Annotated in this window: 26 protein-coding genes; 8 read left to right on the forward strand and 18 right to left on the reverse strand. The window is 64.7% G+C overall.

Going from position 1 to position 25615, the window contains the following annotated elements; all coding sequences use genetic code 11:
• Positions 1–2 precede the first annotated feature (2 nt).
• From FURADRAFT_RS04460 to FURADRAFT_RS04470, 3 genes are all read right to left on the reverse strand, one after another.
• On the reverse strand, positions 3–1985 hold the full coding sequence (locus tag FURADRAFT_RS04460; protein ID WP_008952923.1) for a sigma-54-dependent Fis family transcriptional regulator: 1983 nt from the start codon (positions 1983–1985) through the stop codon (positions 3–5).
• 257 nt (positions 1986–2242) lie between these two features.
• The gene (locus FURADRAFT_RS04465) at positions 2243–3817 is read right to left on the reverse strand and encodes a GMC family oxidoreductase (RefSeq protein WP_008952924.1); all 1575 of its coding nucleotides are present in this window, start codon (positions 3815–3817) and stop codon (positions 2243–2245) included.
• A 60-nt stretch (positions 3818–3877) separates the two neighbouring features.
• Positions 3878–4423, reverse strand: coding sequence for a gluconate 2-dehydrogenase subunit 3 family protein (locus FURADRAFT_RS04470; protein WP_008952925.1), 546 nt, complete (start codon positions 4421–4423; stop codon positions 3878–3880).
• A 442-nt stretch (positions 4424–4865) separates the two neighbouring features.
• Here FURADRAFT_RS04470 and FURADRAFT_RS04475 point away from each other — a divergent pair, with 442 nt between their 5' ends.
• Positions 4866–6062 (forward strand): 2,3-butanediol dehydrogenase, encoded by a 1197-nt coding sequence (locus FURADRAFT_RS04475; RefSeq protein ID WP_236261535.1) that lies wholly within the window; start codon positions 4866–4868, stop codon positions 6060–6062.
• A gap of 86 nt (positions 6063–6148) precedes the next feature.
• Here FURADRAFT_RS04475 and tatA read toward each other — a convergent pair whose 3' ends face one another.
• The 8 genes from tatA to FURADRAFT_RS20685 all read right to left on the reverse strand — a co-directional run bounded on the left by tatA (position 6149) and on the right by FURADRAFT_RS20685 (position 11125).
• A complete protein-coding gene (gene tatA / locus FURADRAFT_RS04480) occupies positions 6149–6316 on the reverse strand; it encodes a Sec-independent protein translocase subunit TatA (RefSeq protein ID WP_008952927.1) in 168 nt (55 codons plus the stop codon).
• Positions 6317–6403: 87 nt separating this feature from the next.
• A complete protein-coding gene (locus FURADRAFT_RS04485) occupies positions 6404–6979 on the reverse strand; it encodes a VOC family protein (protein WP_008952928.1) in 576 nt (191 codons plus the stop codon).
• 95 nt (positions 6980–7074) lie between these two features.
• Entirely contained in the window at positions 7075–7809 is a 735-nt protein-coding gene (locus FURADRAFT_RS04490; RefSeq protein ID WP_008952929.1) for a lipoate--protein ligase family protein, read from the reverse strand.
• A 2-nt stretch (positions 7810–7811) separates the two neighbouring features.
• Positions 7812–8513: a dihydrolipoamide acetyltransferase family protein gene (locus tag FURADRAFT_RS04495; protein WP_008952930.1), complete on the reverse strand. Its 702-nt coding sequence runs from the start codon at positions 8511–8513 to the stop codon at positions 7812–7814.
• A gap of 3 nt (positions 8514–8516) precedes the next feature.
• A complete protein-coding gene (locus tag FURADRAFT_RS04500; protein ID WP_008952931.1) occupies positions 8517–8762 on the reverse strand; it encodes a lipoyl domain-containing protein in 246 nt (81 codons plus the stop codon).
• 11 nt (positions 8763–8773) lie between these two features.
• Positions 8774–9811, reverse strand: coding sequence for an alpha-ketoacid dehydrogenase subunit beta (locus FURADRAFT_RS04505; RefSeq protein WP_008952932.1), 1038 nt, complete (start codon positions 9809–9811; stop codon positions 8774–8776).
• A gap of 26 nt (positions 9812–9837) precedes the next feature.
• Entirely contained in the window at positions 9838–10848 is a 1011-nt protein-coding gene (locus FURADRAFT_RS04510) for a thiamine pyrophosphate-dependent dehydrogenase E1 component subunit alpha (RefSeq protein ID WP_008952933.1), read from the reverse strand.
• Between the two features lie 61 nt (positions 10849–10909).
• Positions 10910–11125: a hypothetical protein gene (locus FURADRAFT_RS20685; protein WP_160165306.1), complete on the reverse strand. Its 216-nt coding sequence runs from the start codon at positions 11123–11125 to the stop codon at positions 10910–10912.
• Between the two features lie 304 nt (positions 11126–11429).
• On the opposite strand from FURADRAFT_RS20685, the gene FURADRAFT_RS04515 reads away from it, so the two are divergent.
• On the forward strand, positions 11430–13151 hold the full coding sequence (locus FURADRAFT_RS04515) for a PHA/PHB synthase family protein (protein ID WP_008952934.1): 1722 nt from the start codon (positions 11430–11432) through the stop codon (positions 13149–13151).
• A gap of 147 nt (positions 13152–13298) precedes the next feature.
• On the opposite strand, the gene FURADRAFT_RS04520 is transcribed toward FURADRAFT_RS04515, so the two are convergent.
• The 3 genes from FURADRAFT_RS04520 to FURADRAFT_RS20065 form a co-directional block, all read right to left on the reverse strand.
• On the reverse strand, positions 13299–13823 hold the full coding sequence (locus FURADRAFT_RS04520) for a hypothetical protein (RefSeq protein WP_008952935.1): 525 nt from the start codon (positions 13821–13823) through the stop codon (positions 13299–13301).
• A 312-nt stretch (positions 13824–14135) separates the two neighbouring features.
• Positions 14136–14357 carry a hypothetical protein gene (locus tag FURADRAFT_RS20430; protein ID WP_160165307.1) on the reverse strand — a complete coding sequence of 74 codons (222 nt, stop codon included), beginning with the start codon at positions 14355–14357 and terminating at the stop codon, positions 14136–14138.
• 52 nt (positions 14358–14409) lie between these two features.
• Positions 14410–15450: a GlxA family transcriptional regulator gene (locus FURADRAFT_RS20065; RefSeq protein ID WP_008952936.1), complete on the reverse strand. Its 1041-nt coding sequence runs from the start codon at positions 15448–15450 to the stop codon at positions 14410–14412.
• A gap of 447 nt (positions 15451–15897) precedes the next feature.
• Here FURADRAFT_RS20065 and FURADRAFT_RS04525 point away from each other — a divergent pair, with 447 nt between their 5' ends.
• From FURADRAFT_RS04525 to pcaG, 5 genes are all read left to right on the forward strand, one after another.
• Entirely contained in the window at positions 15898–16221 is a 324-nt protein-coding gene (locus FURADRAFT_RS04525; RefSeq protein WP_008952937.1) for a 2Fe-2S iron-sulfur cluster-binding protein, read from the forward strand.
• A gap of 143 nt (positions 16222–16364) precedes the next feature.
• Positions 16365–17510: a sensor domain-containing diguanylate cyclase gene (locus tag FURADRAFT_RS20795; RefSeq protein ID WP_008952938.1), complete on the forward strand. Its 1146-nt coding sequence runs from the start codon at positions 16365–16367 to the stop codon at positions 17508–17510.
• Positions 17511–17569: 59 nt separating this feature from the next.
• Positions 17570–18268: a putative bifunctional diguanylate cyclase/phosphodiesterase gene (locus FURADRAFT_RS20800; RefSeq protein ID WP_236261544.1), complete on the forward strand. Its 699-nt coding sequence runs from the start codon at positions 17570–17572 to the stop codon at positions 18266–18268.
• 292 nt (positions 18269–18560) lie between these two features.
• A complete protein-coding gene (gene pcaH, locus FURADRAFT_RS04535; protein WP_008952940.1) occupies positions 18561–19301 on the forward strand; it encodes a protocatechuate 3,4-dioxygenase subunit beta in 741 nt (246 codons plus the stop codon).
• Positions 19298–19927 (forward strand): protocatechuate 3,4-dioxygenase subunit alpha, encoded by a 630-nt coding sequence (gene pcaG, locus FURADRAFT_RS04540; protein ID WP_008952941.1) that lies wholly within the window; start codon positions 19298–19300, stop codon positions 19925–19927. The genes pcaH and pcaG overlap by 4 nt, the downstream gene beginning before the upstream one ends.
• Positions 19928–20061: 134 nt before the next feature.
• Here pcaG and FURADRAFT_RS04545 read toward each other — a convergent pair whose 3' ends face one another.
• Together FURADRAFT_RS04545 and FURADRAFT_RS04550 are read right to left on the reverse strand one after the other, a co-directional pair.
• On the reverse strand, positions 20062–22587 hold the full coding sequence (locus tag FURADRAFT_RS04545) for a PEP/pyruvate-binding domain-containing protein (protein WP_008952942.1): 2526 nt from the start codon (positions 22585–22587) through the stop codon (positions 20062–20064).
• On the reverse strand, positions 22584–23234 hold the full coding sequence (locus tag FURADRAFT_RS04550) for a TetR/AcrR family transcriptional regulator (RefSeq protein WP_008952943.1): 651 nt from the start codon (positions 23232–23234) through the stop codon (positions 22584–22586). Before FURADRAFT_RS04550 ends, FURADRAFT_RS04545 begins: the two co-directional genes overlap by 4 nt.
• A 154-nt stretch (positions 23235–23388) precedes the next feature.
• Between FURADRAFT_RS04550 and FURADRAFT_RS04555 the strand changes: the two genes are divergently transcribed.
• On the forward strand, positions 23389–24336 hold the full coding sequence (locus tag FURADRAFT_RS04555; protein WP_008952944.1) for a LysR substrate-binding domain-containing protein: 948 nt from the start codon (positions 23389–23391) through the stop codon (positions 24334–24336).
• Between the two features lie 79 nt (positions 24337–24415).
• On the opposite strand, the gene FURADRAFT_RS04560 is transcribed toward FURADRAFT_RS04555, so the two are convergent.
• Positions 24416–24844: a universal stress protein gene (locus FURADRAFT_RS04560; protein ID WP_008952945.1), complete on the reverse strand. Its 429-nt coding sequence runs from the start codon at positions 24842–24844 to the stop codon at positions 24416–24418.
• Positions 24845–24859: 15 nt separating this feature from the next.
• Entirely contained in the window at positions 24860–25597 is a 738-nt protein-coding gene (locus tag FURADRAFT_RS04565; protein ID WP_008952946.1) for a TerC family protein, read from the reverse strand.
• Between the last annotated feature and the right edge of the window lie 18 nt (positions 25598–25615).

Consider the following 25615-nt stretch of genomic DNA (forward strand, 5'->3'; position numbering starts at 1 on the left):
GGTCACAGGTCGAGCGGCGAGACGATGCTGAACTTCTTCATGTGGCGGTACACCGTGGCGCGACAGATGCCCAGTTCGGCCGCCGCCGCGGTGACGTTCCACTTGTTGCGCCTGAGCGCCGCCAGCAGCAGCCCGGCTTCGTCCAGCGCCGCCGGGAGGCTCTCTTCCCTTTCCGCCTTCGGCGGGGTCAAGGTCTCCTCCAGCGGCGGCCGCCCCTCCATCAGTTCGTGCGGCAGGTCGCCGAGTTCGACGCTGCCGCCGTCCGACAGCGCCAGCGCAAAGCGCAGCACATTGCGCAGCTGCCGCACGTTGCCCGGCCACGGGTAGTCCATCAGACAGGCCAGCGCCGCTTCGGCGAGGACGGGAGATTGCCCGCTCTGGGCCGCTTCCTCGGCGAAGAGGCGTTCGATCAGGTAGCGCTTGTCCTGGCGTTCGCGCAGCGGCGGCAGGAACAGCGTGGCGCCGCACAGCCGGTAATAGAGATCCTCACGGAATTGCCCGCCGGCGATCAGCTTGCGCAGGTCGCGGTGCGAGGCGGCGATCACGGTCAGCTCCACCCGCACCGGCTTGTCGGCCCCCAGCGGCAGCACTTCGCGCTCGGACAGCACGCGCAACAGCCGGGTCTGCAGGTGCAGCGGCATGTCGCCGATTTCGTCGAGGAACAGCGTGCCGCGGTCGGACTGCTGGATCAGGCCCTTCATGCCCTTGCTGCGCGCCCCGGTAAAGGTGCCGGGGGCGTAGCCGAACAGCTCGCTTTCGATCAGCGAATCGGGAATGGCGGCACAGTTGACGGCGATGAACGGGCGCGCCGCGCGCTCGCTCGATTCGTGCAGGGCTTTGGCGAACACTTCCTTGCCAGTGCCGGTCTCGCCGTGGATCAGGATATTGACGCCCTTGTTCACCAGGCGCTTGGACTGTTCCAGGATGCGCTGCATTTGGCGGTCATCGCCGGCCAGCCGGTCGAGCGCGGGACAGGCGGGTAACGGCACGCTCTCGCGGGCCGTGGCGGAGACGGCCGGCCGCGGGGCAATGCGCGGCGGAATGACCGAGGCGTGGAAGAGGTCGTGGTCGAACGTGGCCAGGAGCGCGGCGTCGCCCAGGGCGGGCGTGCGGGCGAGCTGGCGGATGTCGTCCATGCTGCAACGGAAGATGTCGGTCAGGAGATGACCGATCAGACCGCCGCCGGCATCGTTGGCCTGCATCCTGCCCAGCCGCTGACGGGCACCGGAGTTGGCCCCCACCACGACGCCGTCGGCGTCGAAGGCCAGCATCAGTTCGCCGCAGACGTCGACCAGCGCCGCCGCCGTGCCCAGGCGCAGGATCCAGCGGTTGGCGAAGTGGCGCAGGAAGTTGGCATCCTCGATCAGTTGCGCATAGAGCAGGGTCAGGTGCAAGGCGAGGTGCTGGCTCTCGCGCGCCTGCGGCGAAGCGAGCATGGAGACGTCGAGCACGCCCATGAATTCGCCGTCGGGCTGGAACAGCGGCGCGGAGTTGCAGCTCAGGGTGATGTGGGTGGCGTCGAAGTGGTCCTCGCGGTGGCAGGTCAGCGGCGCCTGCTCGACGATGCAGGTACCGACGGCGCAGGTGCCGGCGTGCTCTTCGTTCCAGTCCGCACCGAGGTAGAGCCCGGCTTTTTTCAGGTCCGTTTCCAGCGCGTCGTTGCCGATGTAGTCGATGGTGACGCCCTGGGCATCGGTCAGCAGCAGCACGTAGCCCAGCGACGAGACGCGCTTGTAGAGCTGTTCCATGCCGGCGCGGGCGACGTGCAGGAAGTCTTCGGCCTGCTCGCGATGGTCGCGCAGTTCGTGCGCGGTCAAGATGCGCGCGTGGCGGCGGGCAGCCGGGTCGAGGCCGTAGTCGTGCACGCAGCGCGACCAGGAGCGCTTGATCAGGTCGTACGCCGACGAATCCTGGCTCAGCCCGCTGTCGTGCGTGGCGACCGCCAGCACGCGCTCGATGTGCTGGCGCTCGGAAAGGTTCGCCATCTGTTCTCCTCCATGGGTACCCCATCATCGTGTGCGCTACGCGCCTGGGCTGTGCCGCCCCGGGGTTCTTTATCTTTGCCGCAACCGCTCGCATCGTGCGCCGGCCACGCATTGCAGTATAGCCACCCTCGCCCCTCCCCGAGCAGTCCCTCGGAATGTCGCCCCGGCTCAGTATCGTGACACCAGAAAAAAAGGGCGCCCCAGCAGGCGCCCGAACACCACGACAAAGGGGAGGATGTCCTACGTGGTGGGAGTGATCAGAGCTCCTTTCTCTGCATCGCGCCCGCGATGTACTCGGCCTGGCGGATTGCCAGCGCGACGATGGTGAGCGTCGGGTTGGCCGCCGAGCTGGAGGTGAACTGGCTGCCGTCGGAGATGAACAGGTTCTTGATGTCGTGCGCCTGCCCCCACTTATTGACCACGCCGTCGCGCGCCTTGGCGCTCATGCGGTTGGTGCCCATGTTGTGGCTGGCCGGGTACGGCGGCATGTCGATGACGCGGGTGGCGCCGACCGCCTCGGACACCTTGCGGAACTGCGCCAGGCCGTGCCGACGGATGGCGGCGTCGTTGGCGTGGTCGGTCTTGCTGACGATGGGCACCGGCAGGCCGTACTGGTCCTTCTCAGTGGGGTGCAGGGTGACGCCGTTCTGCTCCTGCGCGAAGTCTTCGCCGCACACCCAGACGCAGCTCATGTGGTCGTACATCTCCAGCGCCGAGGTGACGTCGCGCCCCCAGCCGCCGGGCTTCATGAAGGCGGCGGTGTACGGCAGGCCGAGCGACAGCCCTTCGAGGTGATAGCCGCCGAAGAAGCCACGCTCCGGGTTGGGGTCGGCCTCGTCCGAGATCACCGCCGCCAGCGCGGTGCCGCGGTACATGTGCACCGGTTTCTGGTGGATGGCCACGGCGGCGGCGGTGGTGTGGGTGAGGTAGTTTCGGCCAACCTGACCCGAGGAATTGGCGAGCCCGTCCGGGAACAGTGACGAGGCCGAGTTGAGCAAGAGGCGCGGCGATTCGATCGAGTTGCCGGCCACGCATACCACGCGCGCCGCCTGGCGCTGCGTGTGGCCGTGCGGGTCGACGTAGACCACGCCCGTGACCTTGCCGCTCTTGTCGTGCTCGATCTTCAGCACCATGCTCTGCGGGCGCAGCTCGACGCGGCCGGTGTCGAGCGCCTTGGGGATTTCGGTGTAGAGCGTCGACCACTTGGCGGTCATCTTGCAGCCCTGCATGCAGAAGCCGAGCTGCTGGCAGCCGGGGCGGCCGTCGTACGCCTGCGAGTTGATCGCCATCGGCCGCACGATCTGCTTGTAGCCGACCTTGCGCGCCCCGGCGGCGATCACCTTGTAGTGGTTGTTCTCGGGCAACAGCGGCAGGCCGCTGGCTGCCGTGCCGGCCACGCCCATCTTCTTCTCGGCGCGGAAGTAGTAGGGTTCGAGGTCGTCGTAGCCGATCGGCCAGTCGAGCAGGTTGGCGCCGTCGACGTGGCCGTAGGTCGACTTGTTGCGAAAGTCGTGCGGCAAAAAGCGCAGCGCCAGGCCGGCCCAGTGGATGGTGGAGCCGCCCACGCCCTTGACGATCCAAGCGGGCAGATTGGGGTAGGTCTTGGTGTGATGCCAGCCACCCGCCGAGATGCGCTTGTCCAACCAGGAAATCTTGTTGAACATCGCCCACTCGTCGTTCTCGAAATCGTCGGGCTGGTAGTGCTTGCCGGCCTCCAGTACCACGCACTTGACGCCCTTTTGCGCCAGTTCGTTGGCCAGCGTGCCGCCGCCGGCCCCGGAGCCGACGATCACCACCACTTCGTCATCATCCAAACGGAATTGCGTTGCCATTGCTTGTGTCTCCTCAGCGTGCCGGTCGCCCGTGAACGCCGGCTTGTGCTCGTTGGCCGCTTACAGCCAGTCGATGTCGTCGAAACCGCGATGCAGGTAGCCGCCCTTCTCCCAGGACGAGCCTTCGTAGCCGAACTGCGGCCACAGCGCCTTGTTGTTGTAGAGCCCGGTCACCAGGTTGCCGCGCACCTTCTGGAAGAAGGGGCCGGATTCGATGGCCTTGAGCAGCGCCACGCGATCTTCTTCCTTGGCGACCGCGGTGTAGGGGCGTCCATAACGCTGGCGTGCGGAGGCATCCAGCGCGCTCACACCGTCGGCCAGCAAGCTGGCGGTAGCCGCATTTTTGCCGGCCTCGACATCCAGCGGCGCGATGGCTTGGCGGTAGTACGGGTCGGCCAGTTTGTCGTGGGGGAAGATATCCCGCGCCATCTTTTCCAGGGTTTTGGCCGTGGCCGGGCTGAGCGTCTTGAACGGCTTGGCCGCCATGGCATTCGGGCTGACCAGCAGCGCCGACAGCGGCACCAGGGTGACGCCGAGCGCGGCCAGCCCGCTGCCCTTGAGGAAGCTGCGCCGGCTCAAGCCGGTTTCGTCAATCGATGTTGTCATCTTTGTCTCTCCCAATCTCCAAATCAGGCTGAATCAGCCTGTCGTGACGGCACCATCCGTTTTAGGGGTGCCCTCCTCGCTTCAAGCGCGCTTGGTGGGCGCCGGGCAATAGGGGCGGGGAATAACCCTGGCCTTATCGGAATTAACCTGAAGCCCGGTTCAATCAGCAAAATCGGTGCCAGTTTTTACATTCGCCTTAGCAACGCCGAAAACGTGATGAATTTTCAATTGATTGCACGGCGAAACCCCATCATTTGGGGGTACAGGAAGTTTGAAGCGAGGTTGACATGGCAAAGCACGTCGAATAGGAAGCGACACCTGTTGCTTATTCGGTAGCTCGATGCGACAGGTGTAACAGGTGAAATGACTCAGGAGACAAAACGAATCAATAGACCGACACACGCTCTATGCCGGTTTTGAATGGATTAACCGACTCGAGTGAGTGCTAATTTATATCTGCTCGAATCTGGCATATGGATTGCATAAAGCCTCTTCGGCCAACCTGCCTTCATGCAGTGGCCGTTCAAACCAAATCGAGGAGACAACCATGAATCATCCTGAATCGATGCCCACCATGCGTGCAGCGGTGTGGCACGGTAAAAACGATATCCGCGTCAGCGATGTTCCCCTTCCGCTCCCCCCCGGCCCTGGTCACGTCCAGATCCGGGTCGAATGGTGCGGCATATGTGGTTCGGATCTGCACGAATACCTGGCTGGACCGATTTTTATCCCGGTCGACATGCCGCATCCGCTGACCGGACATAAGGGCCAGTGCATTCTTGGCCATGAATTTTGTGGCGAGATTACCGAACTCGGCAGCGGGGTCAGCGGTTTCAGGACAGGGCAACGGGTGGCGGCCGACGCCTGCCAGCATTGCGGCCAATGCCATTATTGCCAGCACGGCCAGTACAATTTATGCGAAAGCCTGGCGTTTACGGGACTGATGACCAATGGCGCCTTCGCCCAATACGTGAACGTGCCGGCCAACCTGCTGTATCCCTTGCCGGAGCACTTCCCGCCGGAGGCCGGCGCGTTGATCGAGCCTTTGGCCGTGGGGGTGCACGCCGTCAAGCAGGCCGGCTCGCTGGTCGGCAAGACGGTGGTGGTGATCGGCGCCGGCACCATCGGCTTGTGTACCATCATGGCGGCCCGGGCGGCGGGCGCCAGCAAGATCATCACCCTGGAAATGGCCGATGCCCGCAAGCGCAAGGCGCTGGAAGTGGGCGCAACACAGGTGCTCGATACCTCGCAATGCGACGCCGTGGCCGTCATCAAGGAAATGACGGGCGGCTACGGCGCCGATATTTCTTTCGAATGCATCGGGCACAAGGCCACCGGGCCGCTTGCGGTCGAGGTGATCCGCAAGGGCGGCAAAGCGATACTGGTCGGCATTTTCGAAGAGCCGAGCCAGTTCAATTTCTTCGATCTGGTCGCCACCGAGAAACAGGTGATTGGCTCCCTCGCCTACGCCGGCGAATTCGCCCATGTCATCGACCTGATCAGCGATGGCCGCTTCGATGTCACCCCGCTGATTACCGGCAGGATTCATCTCGAGGATATTGTCGAAAAAGGCTTCAAGGAACTGGTCGCCAATAAGGACAAGAACGTGAAGATTATCGTCAGCCCACAACCGAAGTAGGCCTGCTCGTCGGATTGATGCTCGTCCACGGCCACCTCGGTGCGTGGACGAGCCCATCGCCCTCATCTTCCAGAGCAACCCGCGGTTTATTTGCCGCCTTTTTCACCCTCTTTGTTTTCTTCCCCCATACCCTTCTTAAACCCCCGTACGGCCCCACCCAAATCCTCACCGACATTGCGCAATTTTTTGGTTCCGAATAGCAACACGATGACCAGCAAGGCAACGACCCAATGCATGATGCTGAACGACCCCATGGTCTGCTCCTTTTTCCGCCTGCAGTAAAAAAAGGCGCCCCGACGAGCGCCCAATACTCCACCATCACCCGATGCCTGGACGAGCGGTCATCTTTCCGGGAACCGGGGGTCCCACAGCAGGCGCGGCTGGTCCCGCTCGTACCCCATACCGGCCGGAAAACTCACCAACTCCAGCTGCAACCCCCAAGGGGCGAGAAAATAGACCCAGGTCAGTCCGGCGGCGGGACCGTCCGTAAACGTGCTGGGTGTATCCAGTACCGTGACATGGCGTGACTTGAGATAGGCCACGGCCTGGTCCATATCATCGACATAAAAAGCCAGATGATGCCCACCGACATCGCTGTTGCGGGGCAGCCTGGTGTTTTGGTCCGGCGCGGCGTATTCGAAGATTTCCAGATTGGTGCCGTTGCCGCAGCGAACCATCTGGAAATCCCGGATTTCGGCACGGGGGTGAACGTTGAGGTGCCGCGTCATCCAGTCGTCGTCGAATTTGAACGGGCCAAACGTGAAGTACGGCTCGCACCCGAGCACCTCGACGAAGAAATCCACCGCCTCTTGCAGGTTCGGCACCGTGATGCCGATATGCTGCAATCCGCGCAGGCCGGGAAGGCCGGCTGTGGACGGTCTGGACTGTTTCAACTCCGGATCTTTCAACAAAGACATGCTGTCCCTCCTTATGATTTGGCAGGCGTCGGCGACGCCCGCTGTTGCTCGCACTACCCTTGCACTCACATTTCAGGTCGGGCCGGGCAAGCCGGTCACCATGGCTCATTCGGACCGGACGGATCCCCCAGGCTCGCCCACAGCCTCTGCTGCAAAGAGCACAGCAAAGCCAGCGGCGACAACGTCTCTCCGGCCTCGTCCACGCAGCAGGTGTTGCCGTCGGCCAGCCGCTGCGCCTCGCCGGGCGGGCGCCCGAAGGCGCGGCACAGCAGGGTCCAGTCGGTCCGTCCAAACAGCAGGCCGGCCACGAACAACACCCCCTTGGCACGACGCACCTGGGCGAGCCCCACCAGCTTGCGCCGCCCCACTACCACCTCGCCGGGCGAGAAGCCGCCATAGCAGGCCCAGCCGATATCGGGGTCGGCCTCGCGCTGCAAGCGGCGCGCCGTCTCGGGGGTCAGCACCTCGCTGGCGATGCCGACTTCTGCCAGCACCGCGCGGTAGGCCTCGCCCAGCCAGTGGTAGCTCAGCGCCGGTGGCTGCTGCGCGTAGCGGTGGCCGAGCGGCAGCAGGATCGAGGCGCTCAGCATCCACGGCCCGACCAGCACCGCACCGCCACCGGCATCGCGCGCGGCGAGATCGAGCCCGGCCCGCTCGCGCACCGTCTCCGCCGAGATGGCGCGGCGCTGCGAGCAGCCCAGCACCAGCGCCGGCTCGCGGTAGCCCCAGAAGCGGATGGCCGGTGCCGTCACCGGTTCCGCCAGGTGGCGCCGGTTCCAGGCCTGCTCCTCCTCGGCCGAGACGATGTCCAGCGTGAGCGGCGCGTCCATGGCTAGAGCTCCTCGGCGCTTTCCAGGCGGCGCTTGAGGTCGCCCAGGAACAGCGCCGCCGGGTAGCCGTCCACGGCGCGGTGGTCGAACACCAGGCTCAGCCCCATCAGCGGCGCCGCGACGATGCCGCCGTGGCGCACCACCGGCTTGTCGATCACCCGGCTGACGCCGAGGATGGCGACCTGCGGCGGGTTGATCACCGGCGAGAAGCCGTCGATGTCGGTCATGCCGAGGTTGGTGACGGTGAAGGTGCCGCGCTGGAACACGCCGGCGCCGAGGCTGCCGTTGCGCGCGCCCTCGGCCAGCCAGCGTGACTCGGCCGCCAGTTCCAGCACCGACAGGTTGTCGGCCTGGCGGATCACCGGCGCCATCAGCCCGCCCGGCACGCTCACCGCCAGCGCGAGGTTGATGTCGTCGACCAGTTCCACCTCCTTGTCGCGCATCAGGGCGTTGAGGTGCGGGTGCTCGCGCAAGGTCAGCGCCAGGGCGCGCAGCACGAAGGCGGTGAGCGTGACCTTGAAGCCGGGATGCTCGGTCATCAGCCGGGCACGCTTGAGCTGGCAGGCGGTAACGTCGACCTCGGCCCACATCGCCACGCGCGGGGCCTGCCAGCCCTGGCTCATGTTGCGGGCGATGGCGCCGCGCAGGCCGGTGAGCGGGATGCGCTTCACTTCCGCGTGCGCTGTCTCTACAGCAGTGGACATGGCCTAGTCCTCCAGCACGATCAGCACCGCGCCGCGCGGAAAGGTCTCCTGCGCCGCCACCTTGATCGCCGCCACGGTGGCGTCCACCGGCGCCATCAGCTCGTGGCTGGTCTTGACCAGCTCGACGGTGCCCAGCACCTGGCCGGCGGCGACGCGGTCGCCCACCGCCACCGTCCACTCGTCCACCAGCGCCTCGGTGCCTTCTTCCACGTCGGCCCAGGCCGCGTCGTCCAGAATGATGTCGATCATGTTTCTTCCTTTCACAGTCCGATGGGGGTAGCCAGTTGCGCCTTGACCGCGGCGACGATGCCGTCGACCTGTGGGATGACGTGCTGTTCGAGCGGGCGGCTGAACGGGATCGGCACGGCGTCGACCGCGAGGCGGCGCACCGGGGCCTTCAGGCGAATGGTGTCGAGATGCTCGGCCACCAGCGCGGCAATCTCGCCGGAGAGGCCGAAGTGCAGGTAGTCCTCGTCCGCCACCAAAAGGCGCCCAGTCTTGGCGACCGAGGCCAGCACGGTCTCGGTGTCGAGCGGGACGATGGTGCGCAAGTCGATGATCTCGGCGCTGATGCCCTCTTCGGCCAACGTGTCGGCCGCCAGCACCGCCTTCTGCACCATCTGGCTCAGGGTGACGATGGTGACGTCCGAACCCTCGCGCACCACGCGCGCCTTGCCGAACGGGATGGCGTAGGCTTCCTCGGGGACTTCGTTGGTGCTGCCTTCGAAGTAGGACATCCACGACAGCCCCATGATGCCCTTGTGGTAGCAGTACACCACCGGGTTGTCGTCGCGGATCGCCTGGATCATCAGGCCCTTGGCGTCGTAGGCGTTGGACGGCACCACCACCTTCATCCCCGGCATGTGGGCGAAGCTGGCGTAGAGGCACTGCGAGTGCTGCGCGGCGTCGTTGTAGCCGCCGCCGATGCCGGTCATCACCACCGCCGGCAGCTTGATGTTGCCACCCGCCATGTAGGTGTTCTTGGCGAGATGGTTGTAGATCTGGTCGAAACAGACGCCGAAGAAGTCGACGAACATCAGCTCGGCGATCGGGCGCAGGCCCTCGGCGGCGGCGCCGATCGCTGCGCCCATGAAGGCGGTCTCGGAAATCGGCGTGTCCATGATGCGTTCTTTGCCGAAACGCTCGTAGAGGCCGGTGGTGGCGCTGAAGATGCCGCCGTACTTGCCGACATCCTCGCCCATCACGAACACGCGCTCGTCGCGCTCCATCTCCTGGCCGATGGCTTCGGAAATGGCCTGCGCCATGGTCAGCGTGCGGGTTTTCTGTTGCGTAGTCATAGTCTCTCTCCTCGCTGTGCGCTGACTTAATCGACGAACACGTGCCGGTGGGCTTCCGCCACGTCCGGATAGGGGCTGTGGCGGGCGAAGTCGAACGCCGCCTGCACCTTGGACCTGATTGCCTCGCGCAGCTCGGCGTCGCGCGCGTCGTCGAGCAAGCCCTGCTCGCGCAGCACGGCACCCAGCGCCGGGATCGGGTCGTGTTCGCGCAGCGCCTTCACCTCGCCCTTGGGACGGTAGGTTTCCGGGTCGCCCTGGAAGTGGCCGTAGTAGCGGTCGGTCTTGACCTCGATCAGCGTCGGCCCCTCGCCACGGCGGGCGCGGTCGATGGAGACGCCGGCCGCCTCGAACACCGCCAGCGCGTCGTTCTTGTCCACCAGCACACCCGGCATGCCGTAGCCGGCGGCGCGGTCGGCGTTGCTGGCGATGGCGGTGGAATCGCCCTTCTCCACCGAGATGCCGTACTTGTTGTCCTCGCACACGAACACCACCGGCAGCTTCCACAGCGCCGCCAGGTTCAAGGCCTCGTGGAAGGAGCCCTGGTTGGCCGCGCCCTCGCCGAAGAAGGCGATCGCTACCCAGTCCTTGCCGAGCTTCTTCGCCGCCAGCGCCGCGCCGCAGGCTTGCGGCGCACCGGCACCGACGATGCCGCTGCAGCTGAACTTGTGCGCCGGATCGAACAGGTGCATGTGCCCGCCCTTGCCGCGCCCGAGCCCGGTGACCTTGCCGAACATCTCGGCGGTCATCTCGTTCAGCGGCACCCCCTTGGCGATGGCGAAGTGGTGCGGACGGTGCGCGCCGACCACGCTGTCCTCGTCGCGCAAGTGGGCGCAGACCCCTACCGCCACCGGCTCCTGCCCGGCTGCCAGGTGCATCTCGCCCGGCACCGGCCCGGCGCCGATATCGAAGGCCAGCCCCTTCTGGATCTTGGGCGGCAGCTTGCCCTCCAGATAGACCTTGGCCATGGTCTCTTCGTATTCGCGGATTTCCACCATCGTCCGGTACATCCAGAGCAGGCGGTCTGATGTCGTTTCCATGTCTCTCGTCCTCCTTTGCGAACGTGTTGCCGGAGCCTCTCGTCGACGCACTGCGCGACTGTCACGGACACCGAGCTCCTGATCCCTTAATGGCAAGAACGGTGCCAGCTCCAGCGCGACGTCCGGCCCGCGCCGCGAAAATCCATTTATTCATATAAAAATCAATGGCTTGGATGTAATAAACTAGCCCGCCCGGCATCCCGAACGCACTGCCGGCGCCGATCTCAAACGGGAAAACAAGAAAAATCGGGAAAGAAGGCTGCGACAGCTGTCGCATGTTGACGGCCCGGTTGCGACAGGTGCAGCAGGCATACCAGATGGGGTGACGGTGGCGGGATAGGCGGGCCGACCCGCCGTAGATTGAAATAGATGGTTTAAGGTTCTTTAATTAATTGCATCCTCTCCCCCCTCCGCGCACCGCTCTCTCCTGGCGCTGGCGCTGGAGAACGGCGTGGCGAGCGGACGGGCAGCCTCGCGCCCCAGCCACGACATCGCACCTCAGACCTGGACCAAGGGTAACGATCATGACCACACCGCGTTCTTCCGCAGGCGCATCGCCCAAACAGGGTCGCCGGCCAGCCATGCCAGCGGACAACGAGCCTCCGGCCCAGCACGCGACGGAAGCACAGGTAAACGGGGCCGCCGGCACCATCGACCCGCTCGGCATGGCCACCCCGATCATCCAGGCGCAGCTGAGCTGGCTGCTGCACCCGCAAGAGCTGGCCGAGCGCCTGACCCGGCTGTCATCCGACCTGTGGCAGCTGCAGCGGCACAGCTGGCAGCGCCAGCTTGGACTGGCGGATGCCGATCCGATCCCGGCCAAGGCCGACGACGCCCGCTTCGCCGACCCGATCTGGTCCGACTCGCCGGCGTGGGATCTGGTCAAGGAGTGGTATCTGGCCTACACCCACCATACCCAGGACATGCTCTACGACACCCCCGGCCTCGCGGACAAGGAACGCCGGCGCGCGGCCTTCTGGTGGCGCAACTGGCTGAATGCGGCCGCCCCCACCAACTACCTGTGGAGCAACCCGGTGGCGCTGCGCAAGGCGCTGGAGAGCCATGGCGAGAGCCTGGTGCAGGGATTCCAGAACTTCCTCGCCGATGCCCGCGCCGGCAGCGTGCGCATGACCAACCCGGAGGATTTCGCGGTCGGCGTCAATCTCGCCACCACACCCGGTGCCGTGGTGTACCGCAACCGCCTGCTCGAGGTGATCCACTACGCCCCACGCCAGCCGCAGGTACACGCCGAGCCGGTGGTGATCGTCACGCCGTGGATCAACAAGTTCTACGTGCTCGACCTCACCCCGAAAAACAGCATGATCCGCTTCCTGCTCGATCAGGGGCTGGACGTTTTCATCACCAGTTGGAAGAACCCGGACGCCTCGATGAGCGAGGTGCGCTTCGACGACTACCTCACCGAGGGCGTCGACACCATCATGCAGCTGGCCCGCCAGTTCAGCGGCGCCGCCAAGGTCCACGCCGTCGGCTACTGCATCGGCGGCACCGCGCTGGCGATGTACCTGGCCTGGGCCAACCGGCACTACGGCGCGGACGCCACGCCCGTGGCCGACGCCACCTTGCTCACCACGCTGGTCGACTTCCACAAACCGGGCGACATCGAGGTCTTCATCGACGACGCCAGCGTGCGCCACCTGTGCGCGCGGATGGAGCAGCAGGGCTTCCTCGACGGCAAGGACATGGCCGCGGCCTTCCGCCTGTTGCGCACCAACAGCCTGATCTGGCACTACGTGGTGCATGGCTGGCTGTACGGCGAAACGCTGCCCGCCTTCGACGTGCTGTACTGGAACATGGACACCACGCGCATGCCGAAGGCCATGCACGCCTGGTACCTGACCGAGCTCTACCTCAACAACCGGCTGATCGTGCCCAACGCGCTGACGGTGGCCGGCGAGATGCTCGACCTCGCCGCAATCGACCAGCCGCTGTACGTGGTGTCCGCCGAGGACGACCACATCACGCCGTGGGACCAGACCTTCAAGATCATCAACCACGGCATCGGCGAGAAGCGCTTCATCCTGTCGAGTTCCGGGCACATCGCCGGCATCGTCAACCCGCCGGTCACCCCGCCCAAACGCCGCTACTGGGCCGACATCGCGCACCGCTCCGACCGCCCCGAGCACTGGCAGCAGCGCGCCGAGGAGCACCCGGGCAGCTGGTGGGAAGACTGGATGGCGTGGCTCAAGCCGAAAGCCGGAGCACTGGTCGACGCCCCGCCGCTGGCGACGACGGACTTCCCCGCGCTGGACGCCGCCCCCGGCCGCTACGTGCTGGAACCCTGAAACGGCGCGGGGCCGAGGCCCTGCCCGCGGCGGCCTGACGGCGACACGGCGGGCGAACCTGCGGCCCCTCCCCGGAACCCTCGCCGCTACGCACGCTGCCCGACGCCGTGTTGCGACGCCGGCGGCAGGCACTCGCGAACTATCGGCTTACTGGGTCTCGGTCTTTTCCTTATAACCGGGCGAGGTTTTCAGCTTGAAGTCGAGCCAGCCCGAAGGCGGGTTGCGGGGAACGTGATAGTGGATGAATCCATAGCCCAACGCGGTATGGCAGGCATTACAGCCCCTTTCGGCCTCGGCAAAGCGAGGATTGAACTGACTGAGGTCCTTCTTGTTGATGGCGGCCTGGAGCGGTACCAGAAAATTCTCTTCAAGCGCTTTCAACATGGGCGCCCGCCCGGGCCGCGTCGCCTCGCCCACCTCCTGGGCTTCCAGCAACTCCTTCAACTGATAATCGGCCAAGCCCCAGTTACCGCCGTTGGCCGCCCAGTAGAGGTTGGCAAACCGCGTGCCGATTTCGTTCATGACGACCCCGAGGCCGGGTTGAATCTCGGCCAAGGCATCGATCCGCTGCTCCGGGGGTCCGTCAAAAATGCTCTTGCCGACCTTCTCTTCGGCCAACGTTGGCAAACAAGCCAATAAGGCCGCGCAACCGCCTAGCAACCAGTGTTTCATAGCCACCTCCCCAGAAAGAGTCCATTCGGACGGTGCCCACACCATTTTCGGCCCGGAATGCGGAGTGAGCGCTTCCAGCTTAGGTCGCCTCATTTGCTCCAGCCACATCGATAATCGCACTCCGGCCGGCAACGGTAGTTACTGTCGATCACATCGCACCCGTTGTGCCCGAAAAAACAAGGGATGGCGATCCACCCGCTCGACCGGGCCCCGGCCATGGAGAAGCGCTTGCGAGCGCCATGCACCGATTCTGCCTGCCGCCAAGCAGCGGGGCGCCGTATTCGCCGATTTCTCCACGAACGACGTCGAAACCTACAGGAAGATGCCCAAGGCAGTGATCACACAGTGCGGAGCAAGGGTACCGCCGCCACAGGCGAAAGGCGGCTTGACGGGAAAGGACTGACGCTGCTCAAAACCAAAGAGGCCCCTGGCCTCTTTAACACGGTTGGAAAAATCCGTATCGGGCTGTTTTTTATAAATACCATGCAAACGTTCCGGCTCTTCGAATAGCTCTCCATTGTGAATGATTGCCACCTCATTCAAAAGCAAGGCTTTTCGACGCGCCCAAAGAAGCTGCCCGGGATTGTCAGCCCCCGCTATGATGCATGATTTTGACAGTCCCTCTATTTCTCATTTCCGTCGGAGTGATGCCAAACTCCGCCTTGAAAGAACGAGTAAAATGGGAAGACCCGATAAATCCACACTCGAATGCAATATAAGATATTTGATGCTTGGTGTTCAGCAAGAAATGCCGGGCGTGGTTTAACCTTAGCTTCAAGGAAAAAGACGCAGGCGTCATACCAAGCTCAACATGAAACAATCTTTCGAGCTGCCTAAGGCTGACATTGACCTTCCGAGAAACATCCTCAATTGACAGTGGATTACTCAGGTTGCGCTCAATCAAAAGCATGGCTTTTCGCACCACCAGGTTCGATACTTTTTCTGTCAAAACAGGCTGTGGCTGAGGAGTGGCTGCCGGCAGAGGCATTTCCTCAAGCATAATGCGGAGAGCCCGTGCCGCTTCGAATTTTCCACAGTGTTTTTCGATGAGATGCGCAGCCAGATGCGTTACCCCCGCCCCGCCGGCACACGTCATTCTCTTGCCATCTATGATGAATAGTTCATCCGAACTAACCGGCAGCTTTGGAAATTCGGCCTCAAAATGTTGATGGTGAAACCAACTAACACAGCAATTATGGCCTTGCATCAGCCCTGCGCGTGCCAATATAAAGCTTCCCGTGCAAATACCCACAAGCGGCACATCCAACTCCGCTGCGCCTTTCAGATAGCTTAGCAATTGATTGGATATTTTCTTCCCGGAGTGCAATAGACCACCGACGACGACAATATAGTCAAATGACTTTGGATCTTCCAGCCCTGCGGTGGGGATCACCTCCAGGCCACAACTGGAGGCAATCGGTCGACTGTCATGGCTTAAAACTTTCCATTTACAACGAATCTGCCGGCTAAAGTCGCCGTCATCTGCTGCCAGCCTCAGCGCATCAACGAAGTTTGAAAACGCACTCAGCGTGAACTGAGGCGCGAGTATGAAGGCAACCGACAATGGCTTTGCTACTTCATTCTGCTTGGACACTAAATGATTGTTACCCATAACCATACTATCCATTCTTGATAGCCCTCCCACGCAGCTTTAAATGATTGCCATTTGCTGGTGAAGTCTTTCCCTTCGATGACCCGGATGCCCCTGCACAATCGTGAGCATCTTTCTGTTTGTTACGTTCGATAATTGCAACGCTTGCCAAGGCCAGTCAAGTTCTCACTGGAAGTCCGGGGCGTCCCCCGAGAGGCTGGTTGTTGGCGCTCCATGCCGCTGTAGTGGGGCGGTTGCGGGTCTTCCCTGTCCGCAATCTCCCGTCAATACACGCTTTTCAGGTACCCCACATCCTCCTGCTTCATTTGCGCGAACACTCCGCACTCGTGATGCATTACCAAAAGTCAGTGAAAGGGTGCAGGAAATGTAACTGGATGCTGGGGGCAGACTTGATACGCTGTAGTCAAGCATTACACACAGATCACGGGTGATTCTGAAAGCGCTTCTTCTACGGTTGGTAGGGTGCGGCTGCGGGCCGAGGAGCATGCGGCCGAGGCCCACGAACACGAAGAGACCGCACAGGACACTCATTGCGTAAGCTTCAAGGAATCCGGCAAGTCGGTGCAGGTGGCGAGCGGGATGACCCTGCATGCGGCCGCGGCCAGTGCCGGTCTCACCATCCCCAAAGCCTGCGGCATGGGCATCTGCGGCACCTGCCGGGTGAGGGTGCTGGAGGGAGAGACGGAGATGAATCACAACGGCGGCATCACGGAGGAAGAAATCGACGAAGGCTATGTGCTCACTTGCTGTACCAAGGCCAAATCGGATGTGAGTCTGGAGTACTGATTCGGCGTAAGCCATCTAGGGGCGGGGTCGTATTCGGACGCGAACGCTTCGTAGACCGCCCCGCCCGGATCGAGGCCCGGCCCGCCTCCCTGCCCCCAGCCGTACACCACCTATACTGAAAAGTATGGTTGGAGGCAAAGATCATGACGACACCAAAGGTTGCGGGAAACGATGCGATCGGGGCGATCGGGGCCAGCTGCGTCACCCCGGCCGACTACGCCCGCCTGTGCCGCGCGCTGCGCACCCTGAGCGCGGGCAACCGGGCGCTGGCGCGGGCGCCGGACGAGCAAACCTTGCTGCAGGACATGTGCAACGCCATCGTCGAGCAAGGCGGCTACCGCATGGCCTGGATCGGCTACATCGAGCACGACGAGCACCAGACCATTCGCCCGATGGCCCATGCCGGCGTCGAAGACGGCTTCCTGCAACTGCTCGATTTGACCTGGTCCGAGCAGAGCACCACACCGTCCGGCCTCGCCATCCGTACCGGCCAGCCGCAGGTCGGGCATGACGTCCTGAACGACCCCGCCCTGGCCACACTGTTCGAGGAACAAAAACGGCGCGGCTATGCCGCGGCGAGCGCCTATCCGCTGGTGATCGACGGCGAAATCGGCGGCAACCTGAGTATTGTCGCCGGCGAATACAACGCTTTCGGCGAGGAAGAGTTGCGCGTGCTCAGCGAGTTGGCCGAAGACGTCGCCTACGGCATCAGCGCCCTGCGCAGCCGGGTGCGCCACCAGGAGGCCGAAGCGGCCATGCACCGCATGGCGTATTACGACCAGCTCACCGGGCTGCCCAACCGTACCCTGTTTCTCGAACAGCTCGGGCGCATGATTGCTTCCTCGAGCCCCCCCTTCCGCCCGTTCACCGTGGGCATCCTCAACGTCACCCAGTTCCGGGAAATCAACGACGTACTGGGCTACCAGCAGGCCAACGAACTCTTGCTGCAGGTGGCTGCCCGGCTACAGCCGCAGATCGACCAGGGGTATTTCCTCGGGCGCGTGAGCGATAACGAGTTCGCCATTCTGCAGCCCAACACCGACGCCGAGCGCGCCTCGCAAGAGGCGCTGCGACTGTTGCGCCAGTTCGACGAGCCGCTCACCGTGGCCGGCATCCAGGTCGATGCGCGGCTGCGCATCGGACTCTCGCTGTTTCCGGGGCACGGCCAGGAGCCGGACGCGCTGATGCGGCGTGCCACCATGGCGTCGCGCCAGGCCCTGCACTCGGCGGTGAACTACACCATCTTCAACGGCAGTCTCGACAAGAATGCACCCGCCACGTCTCGCTGATCGCCGAACTGCACCATGCCATCGAGCATGACGAGCTTCGCCTCTACTGCCAGCCCAAGATCCAGTTCGACACCGGCAAGCTGTGCGGCGCCGAGGCGCTGGTGCGCTGGCAGCACCCCGAGCGCGGACTGGTCGAGCCCGACCTCTTCATCAAGCTGGCGGAGCAGGCCGGCATGATCACCTCGCTCACGCATTGGATACTGGAAGCGGCCTTCCGGCATATCTACACGCTGGAACAGGCCGGGCGCCCCAGCCCGCTGGCGGTCAACCTGTCGGCGCGCGACCTGCTCGACCCGCGCCTGGCCGAGCGCATCCGCGGCCTGTTCCTCACCTGGGGCATCGACCCCACCCACCTGCAATTCGAACTGACCGAAAGCGCCCTGATGGACGACCCCGGCGGCGCGCTGGCCACGCTCAACCAGCTCAAGGCGCTCGGGGTGCAACTGGCGGTGGACGACTTCGGCACCGGCTATTCCAGCCTGAGCTACCTGCAGCGGCTGCCGGCCGACACCATCAAGATCGACCAGTCGTTCGTTGGCGCCATGATCGCCGACCAGGAGTCGGACACGATCGTACGCTCGACCATCGACCTGGGGCACAACCTGGGGCTGCACGTGGTGGCTGAAGGCGTGGAAAACCGCGACATCTGGAACCGGCTGGCGACGCTGGGCTGCGACATCGCCCAGGGCTACTTCGTCAGCCGGCCGATCCCGGTGGAGCAGTTCGACAGTTCCTGGCACACCACGCTCGCAGCCTGACCGAGCCTCGCCCGCGCACCCCACTCGCCGCTCAGACCCGGATGGCATGCCATCCGGCACGCCACTGTCGACAGGCCGGTGATGGCAGCGCCTCGCCGCTGCGCCACATAACCATAATTAAATATTATGGATAATTCGCCAATATCTCATTATCCATAACCTTGTTTCTTACATAGACTCTCCCTACCGACCTTGCTGCACATCAAGCATTTGCAACACCAGGCAGCAGGGTGAGGCAACACACAGTACCTGGCCCACCACAAAGATAGTGGCACCTACCAAGGAGACATGCATGAACCGCTCTAGCGATCAGTACGGCGAGTTCTACCAGCGCGACCGCAGCGTGCACCCGCCCGCTTACGCGCCCGACTACAAGACCAGCATTCTGCGTTCGCCCAAGAACGCCCTGATTTCGCTGCAGAACTCGCTGTCGGAAATCACCGGCCCGGTGTTCCGCCAGGACGAACTGGGTCCGCTCGACAACGACCTGATCCTGAACTACGCCAAGGACGGCCTGCCGATCGGCGAGCGCATCATCGTACATGGCTTCGTGCGCGACGAGAACGGCCGCCCGGTGAAGAACTCCCTGGTGGAAGTGTGGCAAGCCAACGCCGGCGGCCGCTACCGCCACAAGAAGGACCAGTACCTGGCGCCGATCGACCCCAACTTCGGCGGCTGCGGCCGCGTGCTGACCGACGACAACGGTTACTACTTCTTCCGCACCATCAAGCCCGGTCCGTACCCGTGGCGCAACCGCGTCAATGACTGGCGCCCGGCGCACATCCACTTCTCGCTGTCGGGCGACGGCTTCGCCCAGCGCCTGATCACCCAGATGTATTTCGAGGGCGACCCGCTGATCGCCACCTGCCCGATCGTGCGCTCCATCAACAATGAAGAAGCCGTGCGCACCCTGATCGCCCCGCTCGACCGCCATGCCTTCGTGCAGCTCGACAGCATGGCGTACCGCTTCGATATCGTGCTGCGCGGCCGTCGTGCCACGTTGTTTGAAAACCGCATCCAGGGGGCGAAATGATGGTCAACCAGCTCAACTACCTGAAAGAAACCGCCTCCCAGACCGCCGGCCCGTACGTGCACATCGGCCTGGCGCCGCACGCCGCCGGTTTCGACATCTTCGAGAACAACTTCTCCAACGTGCTGACGACCCCCGCCACCCGCGGCGAGCGCATCCGCATCGAAGGCCGCGTGATCGACGGCTCCGGCACGCCGCTGCGCGACGTGCTGCTGGAAATCTGGCAGGCCAACGCTGACGGCCGCTACAACCACCCGGCCGACACCCAGGACAAGCCGCTCGACGACAGCTTCCGCGGCTGGGGCCGCGCCTGCTCCGACTTCGAAAGCGGCCTCTACACCTTCGAGACCATCAAGCCGGGCGCCGTCGAGGGCCGCCACGGCCGCACCATGGCGCCGCACATCAACCTGTGGATCGTGGCGCGCGGCATCAACATCGGCCTCAACACCCGCATCTACTTCTCGGATGAAGCCGAAGCCAACGCCAAGGACCCGGTGCTCAACCTGATCGAATGGGAAGTGCGCCGCAAGACGCTGATCGCCCAGCGCGAAGAGCGCGACGGTGAAGTGGTGTACCGCTTCGACGTGCGCATCCAGGGCAACAACGAAACGGTGTTCTTCGACGTCTGATCCTCCCTACTCGCGTTTCTCCCTCGAGTTATTCAGGGGCCGCCCAGCGGCCCCTTCTTTTTTCCAAGGCCAGGTTGGCCGAAGGCGTCACGCGGCCCTGCCCGACACGCGGGACACGACCAGCCCGCCCCCGGTTACGTCGCCTGGCTGGGTGACCTTTCCATCCCATTCCGGCCCAGGTGGCGCACCTCGCCGCTCAGGCCATCGACTTCGATCTCGTCGCCATCCTGCAGGGCATCGAGGATGCCGGGCAGGTTGACCACGGCCGGCAGGGCGAATTCACGGGCGACGATGGCACCGTGCGAAAGGTAGCCGCCGGTTTCGACCACCAGCCCGCCCGCCCTCAGGAAGAGCGGCGTCCAGCCGGGATCGGTCGATGGCGCGACTAGAATCTCGCCGGCCTGCAGGCGCCCGCCGTCGGAGGGATGGCGCAGAATGCGCGCCCGGCCCTGCACCCGCCCCGTGCCGGTGGCGACGCCGCGCCAACAATGGCTTCCGTCGCTAGTGCTCAATGGCGAAGTCTTGGCTGGCAGCGTCGTCCCGGCCGCTTCGACCAACAGGAACTCCGGCGCCTCTTCCGCCTGCCACTGGCGGAACAGCGCTTGCCGCGCCGCAATGCGCGCCTGCAGGCCTGCGGCGGGGGTCTTCCCGCTCATGGCGGCGCGCTCGGCTTCGGAAGGCAGCAGCCAGAAGACATCCTCCGCCGCCCGCAGCCAACCCTGCGACTGCATCCAGGCGGCGGCGCCCAACCAGGCGTGCCGCACCGCGTCGAGATTGGCGATCAAGGCGCTGCGCGCCGCCTCGCGCTGGTTGGATTCGCGATTGGCGGCCTTGACCAGGCCCTTGATGAACAGCGTTTTCCACAACGGCACATGTTGGCGCAGGCGTTGCCAGGCCGCGTCGGCGGCGGCCTGCTGGCGCGCCGCTATCTCTTTCTCGTCGACCTGGGCCAGCGCCGGGAGTTGTTCGAGAATCGTCTCGGGCTGTTCGCGCCAGCGCGGCGAGCCGATATAGGTCTCGTAATGACCGCGATGACCGTACTCGTCGAGAAAGGCGGCGAAAGCGCGGGCAAACTCGGGGTGGTCCTGCGGGCGGTGGCCACAGCGGGCCGCCAGGCGCGCCAGCGCCAGCAAGGCGTAGCCCTGCTGCGCCGTGACACTGGCGTCGCCTCCCGCCAGCAGGGCGGCGCCGAGCGCCGCTCCTTCGCCAGGGAAGGTTTTTTCCAGTGTCTCGACCAAGAGGGACAGGCTGCCGCCCCCCGAGCCTTGCAGGAACAGCAGATCGACTTCCTCGCGCGCCGGCCTGCTGAGGCGGTAAAGCCGTTCGCGCCAGCCCTCCGCATTGCAGGGTGGCGTCTGGCCCAAGGCCTGGCGGGCGCTTGCCCGTATCCGGGCGATCGCCGCTTCGCCGCGCCGGCGTGTGGCTGGGGTGCCAAGGGCATAGCGCAGGATGCGCCCCAAGCGCCGCAACCGGGTGCCGAACGTAGGTGGTGTGATGACAACCACCGGCTGATGGCCGCCCAGTAACGCATTGAAATGCTCGGGGGTCAGTCCAATGGCGTCCCAGCCTTCCCACTGCAGGATGGCCGCTTCAAGGTAGAGCCGGCCGTGAAACAGCCCGGCGCGCTGGACCCCCGGCAACAGCGGGTAGCCGGCGAGCTTCCAGCCCTGCTCCAGCAGGTGGTTGACGCCGCGCCGGGAGAAGTTCCAGTCCATCGGCTGCAGCGGCTCGGGCATGATTTCGCAGGTATTGCCGCGCGTCCAGATCGCCGGCTGACCTTGCAGCGCGGCGTAGGTATGACGAGGGCGCCGCGTCACCGGCCGTGCCTGGGCCAGCCAGAAGCGTGTGCCGTCCCAGACCCATTCAAGATCGTAGAAAGGCGCGACGAAATCGAGCGCAACGGCGGCGTCTCGCAACAAGGCGGCCAGCGCTTCGGCTTGCGCGGTATCGAAGACGGAAGCCGAGGCCTTGCTCGCGGGGACCGCTACGCGCACCGTGCCCCCGCCCGCAGCGCTCACGCTCATCGTCGCCTTGCTGCCTTGGCGGCGCTCGATCAGGCGCCAGATGTCGCTCGTATCCTCGGCGAAAACGTACTCGTCGCCCGCTGCCTCGCCGCCCACCAGCGACTCGCCCAGCCCCCAGTTGGCATGCACGATCAGGCGATCCTCGCGGCCGCTGACGGGGTCGCAGGTGAACGCGATGCCGGATGCCTCGGCGGCGAGCAGCGGCATCACGATCACCGCCATCGTTGCCGGCTGCCGTTGGCCGATACCCTGGCGATAGGCGCTTGCCGTCTCGCTGTCGAGCGAGCTCCAGACCTCGGCGATGGCCGCCAGCAACGCAGGCAGGCCACGCACATTGAGGCATGAGCGATAGATACCGGCGAACGAGGCCAGCGCCGAATCCTCGCCCACCGCCGACGAGCGCACGGCGAGCGGGCGGTCGAGCCAGCCCCGTTCGGCCAACGTTGAGGCCAGCTGCGACGCCAGTTCCTCCGGAAACGCGCCGTGCCGGGCCTCGCTCCAGCACGCCGGAATCGTGACGAAATCCGGTACCGGCAGGCCGAAATGGCGCAACTGCGCGAGTTGCCAGGCCTTGCCGCCGACGGCGGTGGCGCCCAGCGCGAGGCTCTCTGCTTCATTGATGATGGCCGCCGTCATGCCCGCACCTCCAGGCCGCCGAAGAAGACATCGAGCATGCTCTCGAACTCGTCGGGCAGCGAGGGCGCCGCCTCGGTCAGCCAGCGCAGCAGTGCAGCGAGATAGAGGAATTCGAGGTACACCGCCAGCACCGAGGCGCTGACGTCCTGGCGGAAACAGCCGGCCGCCTGGCCGTCGGCGATCAGGGCCGCGAAGATGCGCTCCAGACCGCTGCGCTGGCGCTCATCGTTCGGATGGCGCGGCTCGGCCAGACGGTATTGCACGTAGGGCAGCAGGTAGCGGCGGTGTGGTTCCGACCACTCGGCGCTCAGCGCGAAGAACCGGCGCAGGCGGGCCGCGCCGGGCGCTTCGGCCTGGATCACCGGCGCCAGGCCGGCCTGGCCTTCGCGCAATTCACGGTGGAAGCGATGGCGAAGCAGCGCCTCCTTGACCGGGAAGTGCTTGTACAAGGTGCCCTTGGCGACATCGGCGGCCTCGGCGATGCGCTCCATGGTCACCGCTTCGTAGCCTTCTGCCTCGAACAAGGCCCAGGCGGTGTCGGCGAGATGGTCGAGTTGTTGCTGGCGCTTGCGTTCGCGCCGGCCGGTTTGCGCCGCCGACGGTTCGTCTGGCGTCGGGACGACGGAGTTGGACAGGTTGCCGGGCATGGTGGCACCCTCAAGACAATATAGACGACATCTATTTTTATACGACGTTCAGTTTTTATCAAGTCCACGCAACCATGCCACCCACTACCCTCGAAAACCGGCATCGGAATTCATGGAAATTGCCATGACACGGCTTCTTTCATAACATCGGGCTATGGAAAAGGATCGTTTCACCAGCCGCATCCGGCTGCGCCACCTGCATTGCTTCGTCGCCGTGGCCCAGGAGCAGAACCTGGGACGTGCCGCGGCACGCCTGATGTTGAGCCAGCCGGCGGTCTCGAAGACCCTGGCCGAGCTGGAGGAGATCGCCGGCGCGCGGCTGTTCGAACGCGGGCGCCTGGGTGCCACGCTGACGCAAGACGGCGAGGCGTTTCTGGTGCATGCGGTCGCGGTGCTCGACACCCTGGGCGCGGCGGGGCGCGCCGTGAGCAAGCATGACGCCCCGTCGCCGACCCTGCTGCGAGTCGGCGCCCTGCCGACCGTGGCGATCGACCTGCTGCCGCTGGCGCTGGGCGAGTTTCGCGCCCAACGCCCGCACACCTCGGTACAGGTGCAGACCGCCGCCAACGCCCCGCTGCTGGCCAGCCTCAAGGCGGGCGAATACGATCTGGCGATCGGCCGCATGGCCGATCCGGAAATGATGGTGGGTTTGAGCTTCGAACTACTCTACGTCGAACCGATGATCATGGTGACCCGGCCCGGCCACCCGCTGCAGTCCGACCATCCGCCGTCGCTCGAGGCGGTGCTCGATTACCCGCTGATCGTCTCACCCAAGGGCACGATTCCGCGCCACAACACCGAGAGTTTCCTGCAATCGCGCGGCCTGCGCCTGCCCGAGAGCCTGGTCGAGACCTTGTCGGTGTCGCTGGCGCGGCTGATGGCGCTGCGCTTCGATTACGTGTGGTTCATTTCGGCGGGGGCGGTGCGCGACGACCTGGAGCGGGGCCTGCTCGCGCGCCTGCCCCTGGCCACCGGCGGCACCGAAGAGCCGGTGGGGCTGCTGACGCGAAGCGAGGGCCGGCTGTCGATGCCGGCCCAGGAGTTGATCGCCACCATCCGCGATTCGGCGGCGCGGCAACGCGAGCGTCTGAAGGGCCAGTAATAAGCCCCCGCCGGATGCCTCGTTGGCTCCCGACGGGGCTTCGTCAGTATCGAGACGGCAGGCTGCCGGCGGCGCTCGCCTACTTCGCCACGGTCACCGGGACGTCAGCCAGCCGGATCACTTCCGACGTCACCGAGCCCAGCAGCAGATGGCCGATCCCGCTGTGGCCGTGCGAACCCATGACGATGGTGTCGATGCCGCGTTCGCGCGCGAACTGGGTGATGGTTTGCGCGCTATGCCCCACCGCGACGTGCACCGTGCAAGGGACGCCGGCCTGTTCCAGCCGCTCGCGCCCGGCCTTGAGCGCCGCCTGGCCTTGTTCGCGGTAATACTCCTGCAGATCCTCGTGGCTGATGAACATGCGCACGTGGCCGGATTCGAGCGGTATCTGCACGTTGAGCAGATGGACGTCCAGATCGCTCGCGGCGGCATGCAGCCGAAGGAGGTAATCGATGGCGCGCAGCGACGGCTCGGAGCCGTCCAGTGCCACCAGAATTCGCATCGTCATGACAGATTCCCCCGATTAGTCTTTGCCGCTGCGCGGTGTCTCGCCGCTCAGCGCAATCTCGTTAAGCGGTGCGGCGGCAGCGCGTTTTGCCAGCTGCGTGCCGACAGCCACCACCAGCACCGCACCCACCGAGCCCGAGAGGTAGTGCAACCAGTGCGGTGCGTCCGCCAGGTACGGCTTGACCATCACGTCGCCCAGCACCATGTCGCCGGCGATCCAGCCCAACAGCGCCGCGCCCAGCGTGATCACCACCGGGAAGCGGTCCATCAGCTTGAGCACGAACTGGCTGCCCCAGACGATGATGGGAATGCTGATGGCGATACCGAACGCCACCAGACCCAGCTCGCCCTTGGCGGCGCCGGCCACGGCGATGACATTGTCCAGGCTCATCACGGCGTCGGCCACGATGATGGTCTTGATGGCGCCCAACAGATGGGTGCTGCCTTGGACGTTGGCGTGGCCGTCGTCGTCTTCCGGCTGCAGCAGCTTGACGCCGATCCACAGCAACAGCAGCGCGCCCCCCACCTTCAGCAAGGGCAGAGCCAAGAGCTGCAGCGCGAAGAAGATCAGCACGATGCGCAGGGCGACAGCGCCGGCCACGCCCCACAGGATGCCTTTGCGGCGCTGCGCTTCGGGTAGTTTGCGGCAGGCCAGCGCGATCACCACGGCGTTGTCGCCGCCCAGCAGGATGTCGATGGCGACGATCTGCGCCACCGAGAGCCAGAAGCTGGCCTCGAACAAGAATTCCGGCATGACGTCTCCTCTGACGGT

The organism is Pseudogulbenkiania ferrooxidans 2002 (assembly GCF_000174355.1).
In the GTDB taxonomy this organism is placed as follows: domain Bacteria; phylum Pseudomonadota; class Gammaproteobacteria; order Burkholderiales; family Chromobacteriaceae; genus Pseudogulbenkiania; species Pseudogulbenkiania ferrooxidans.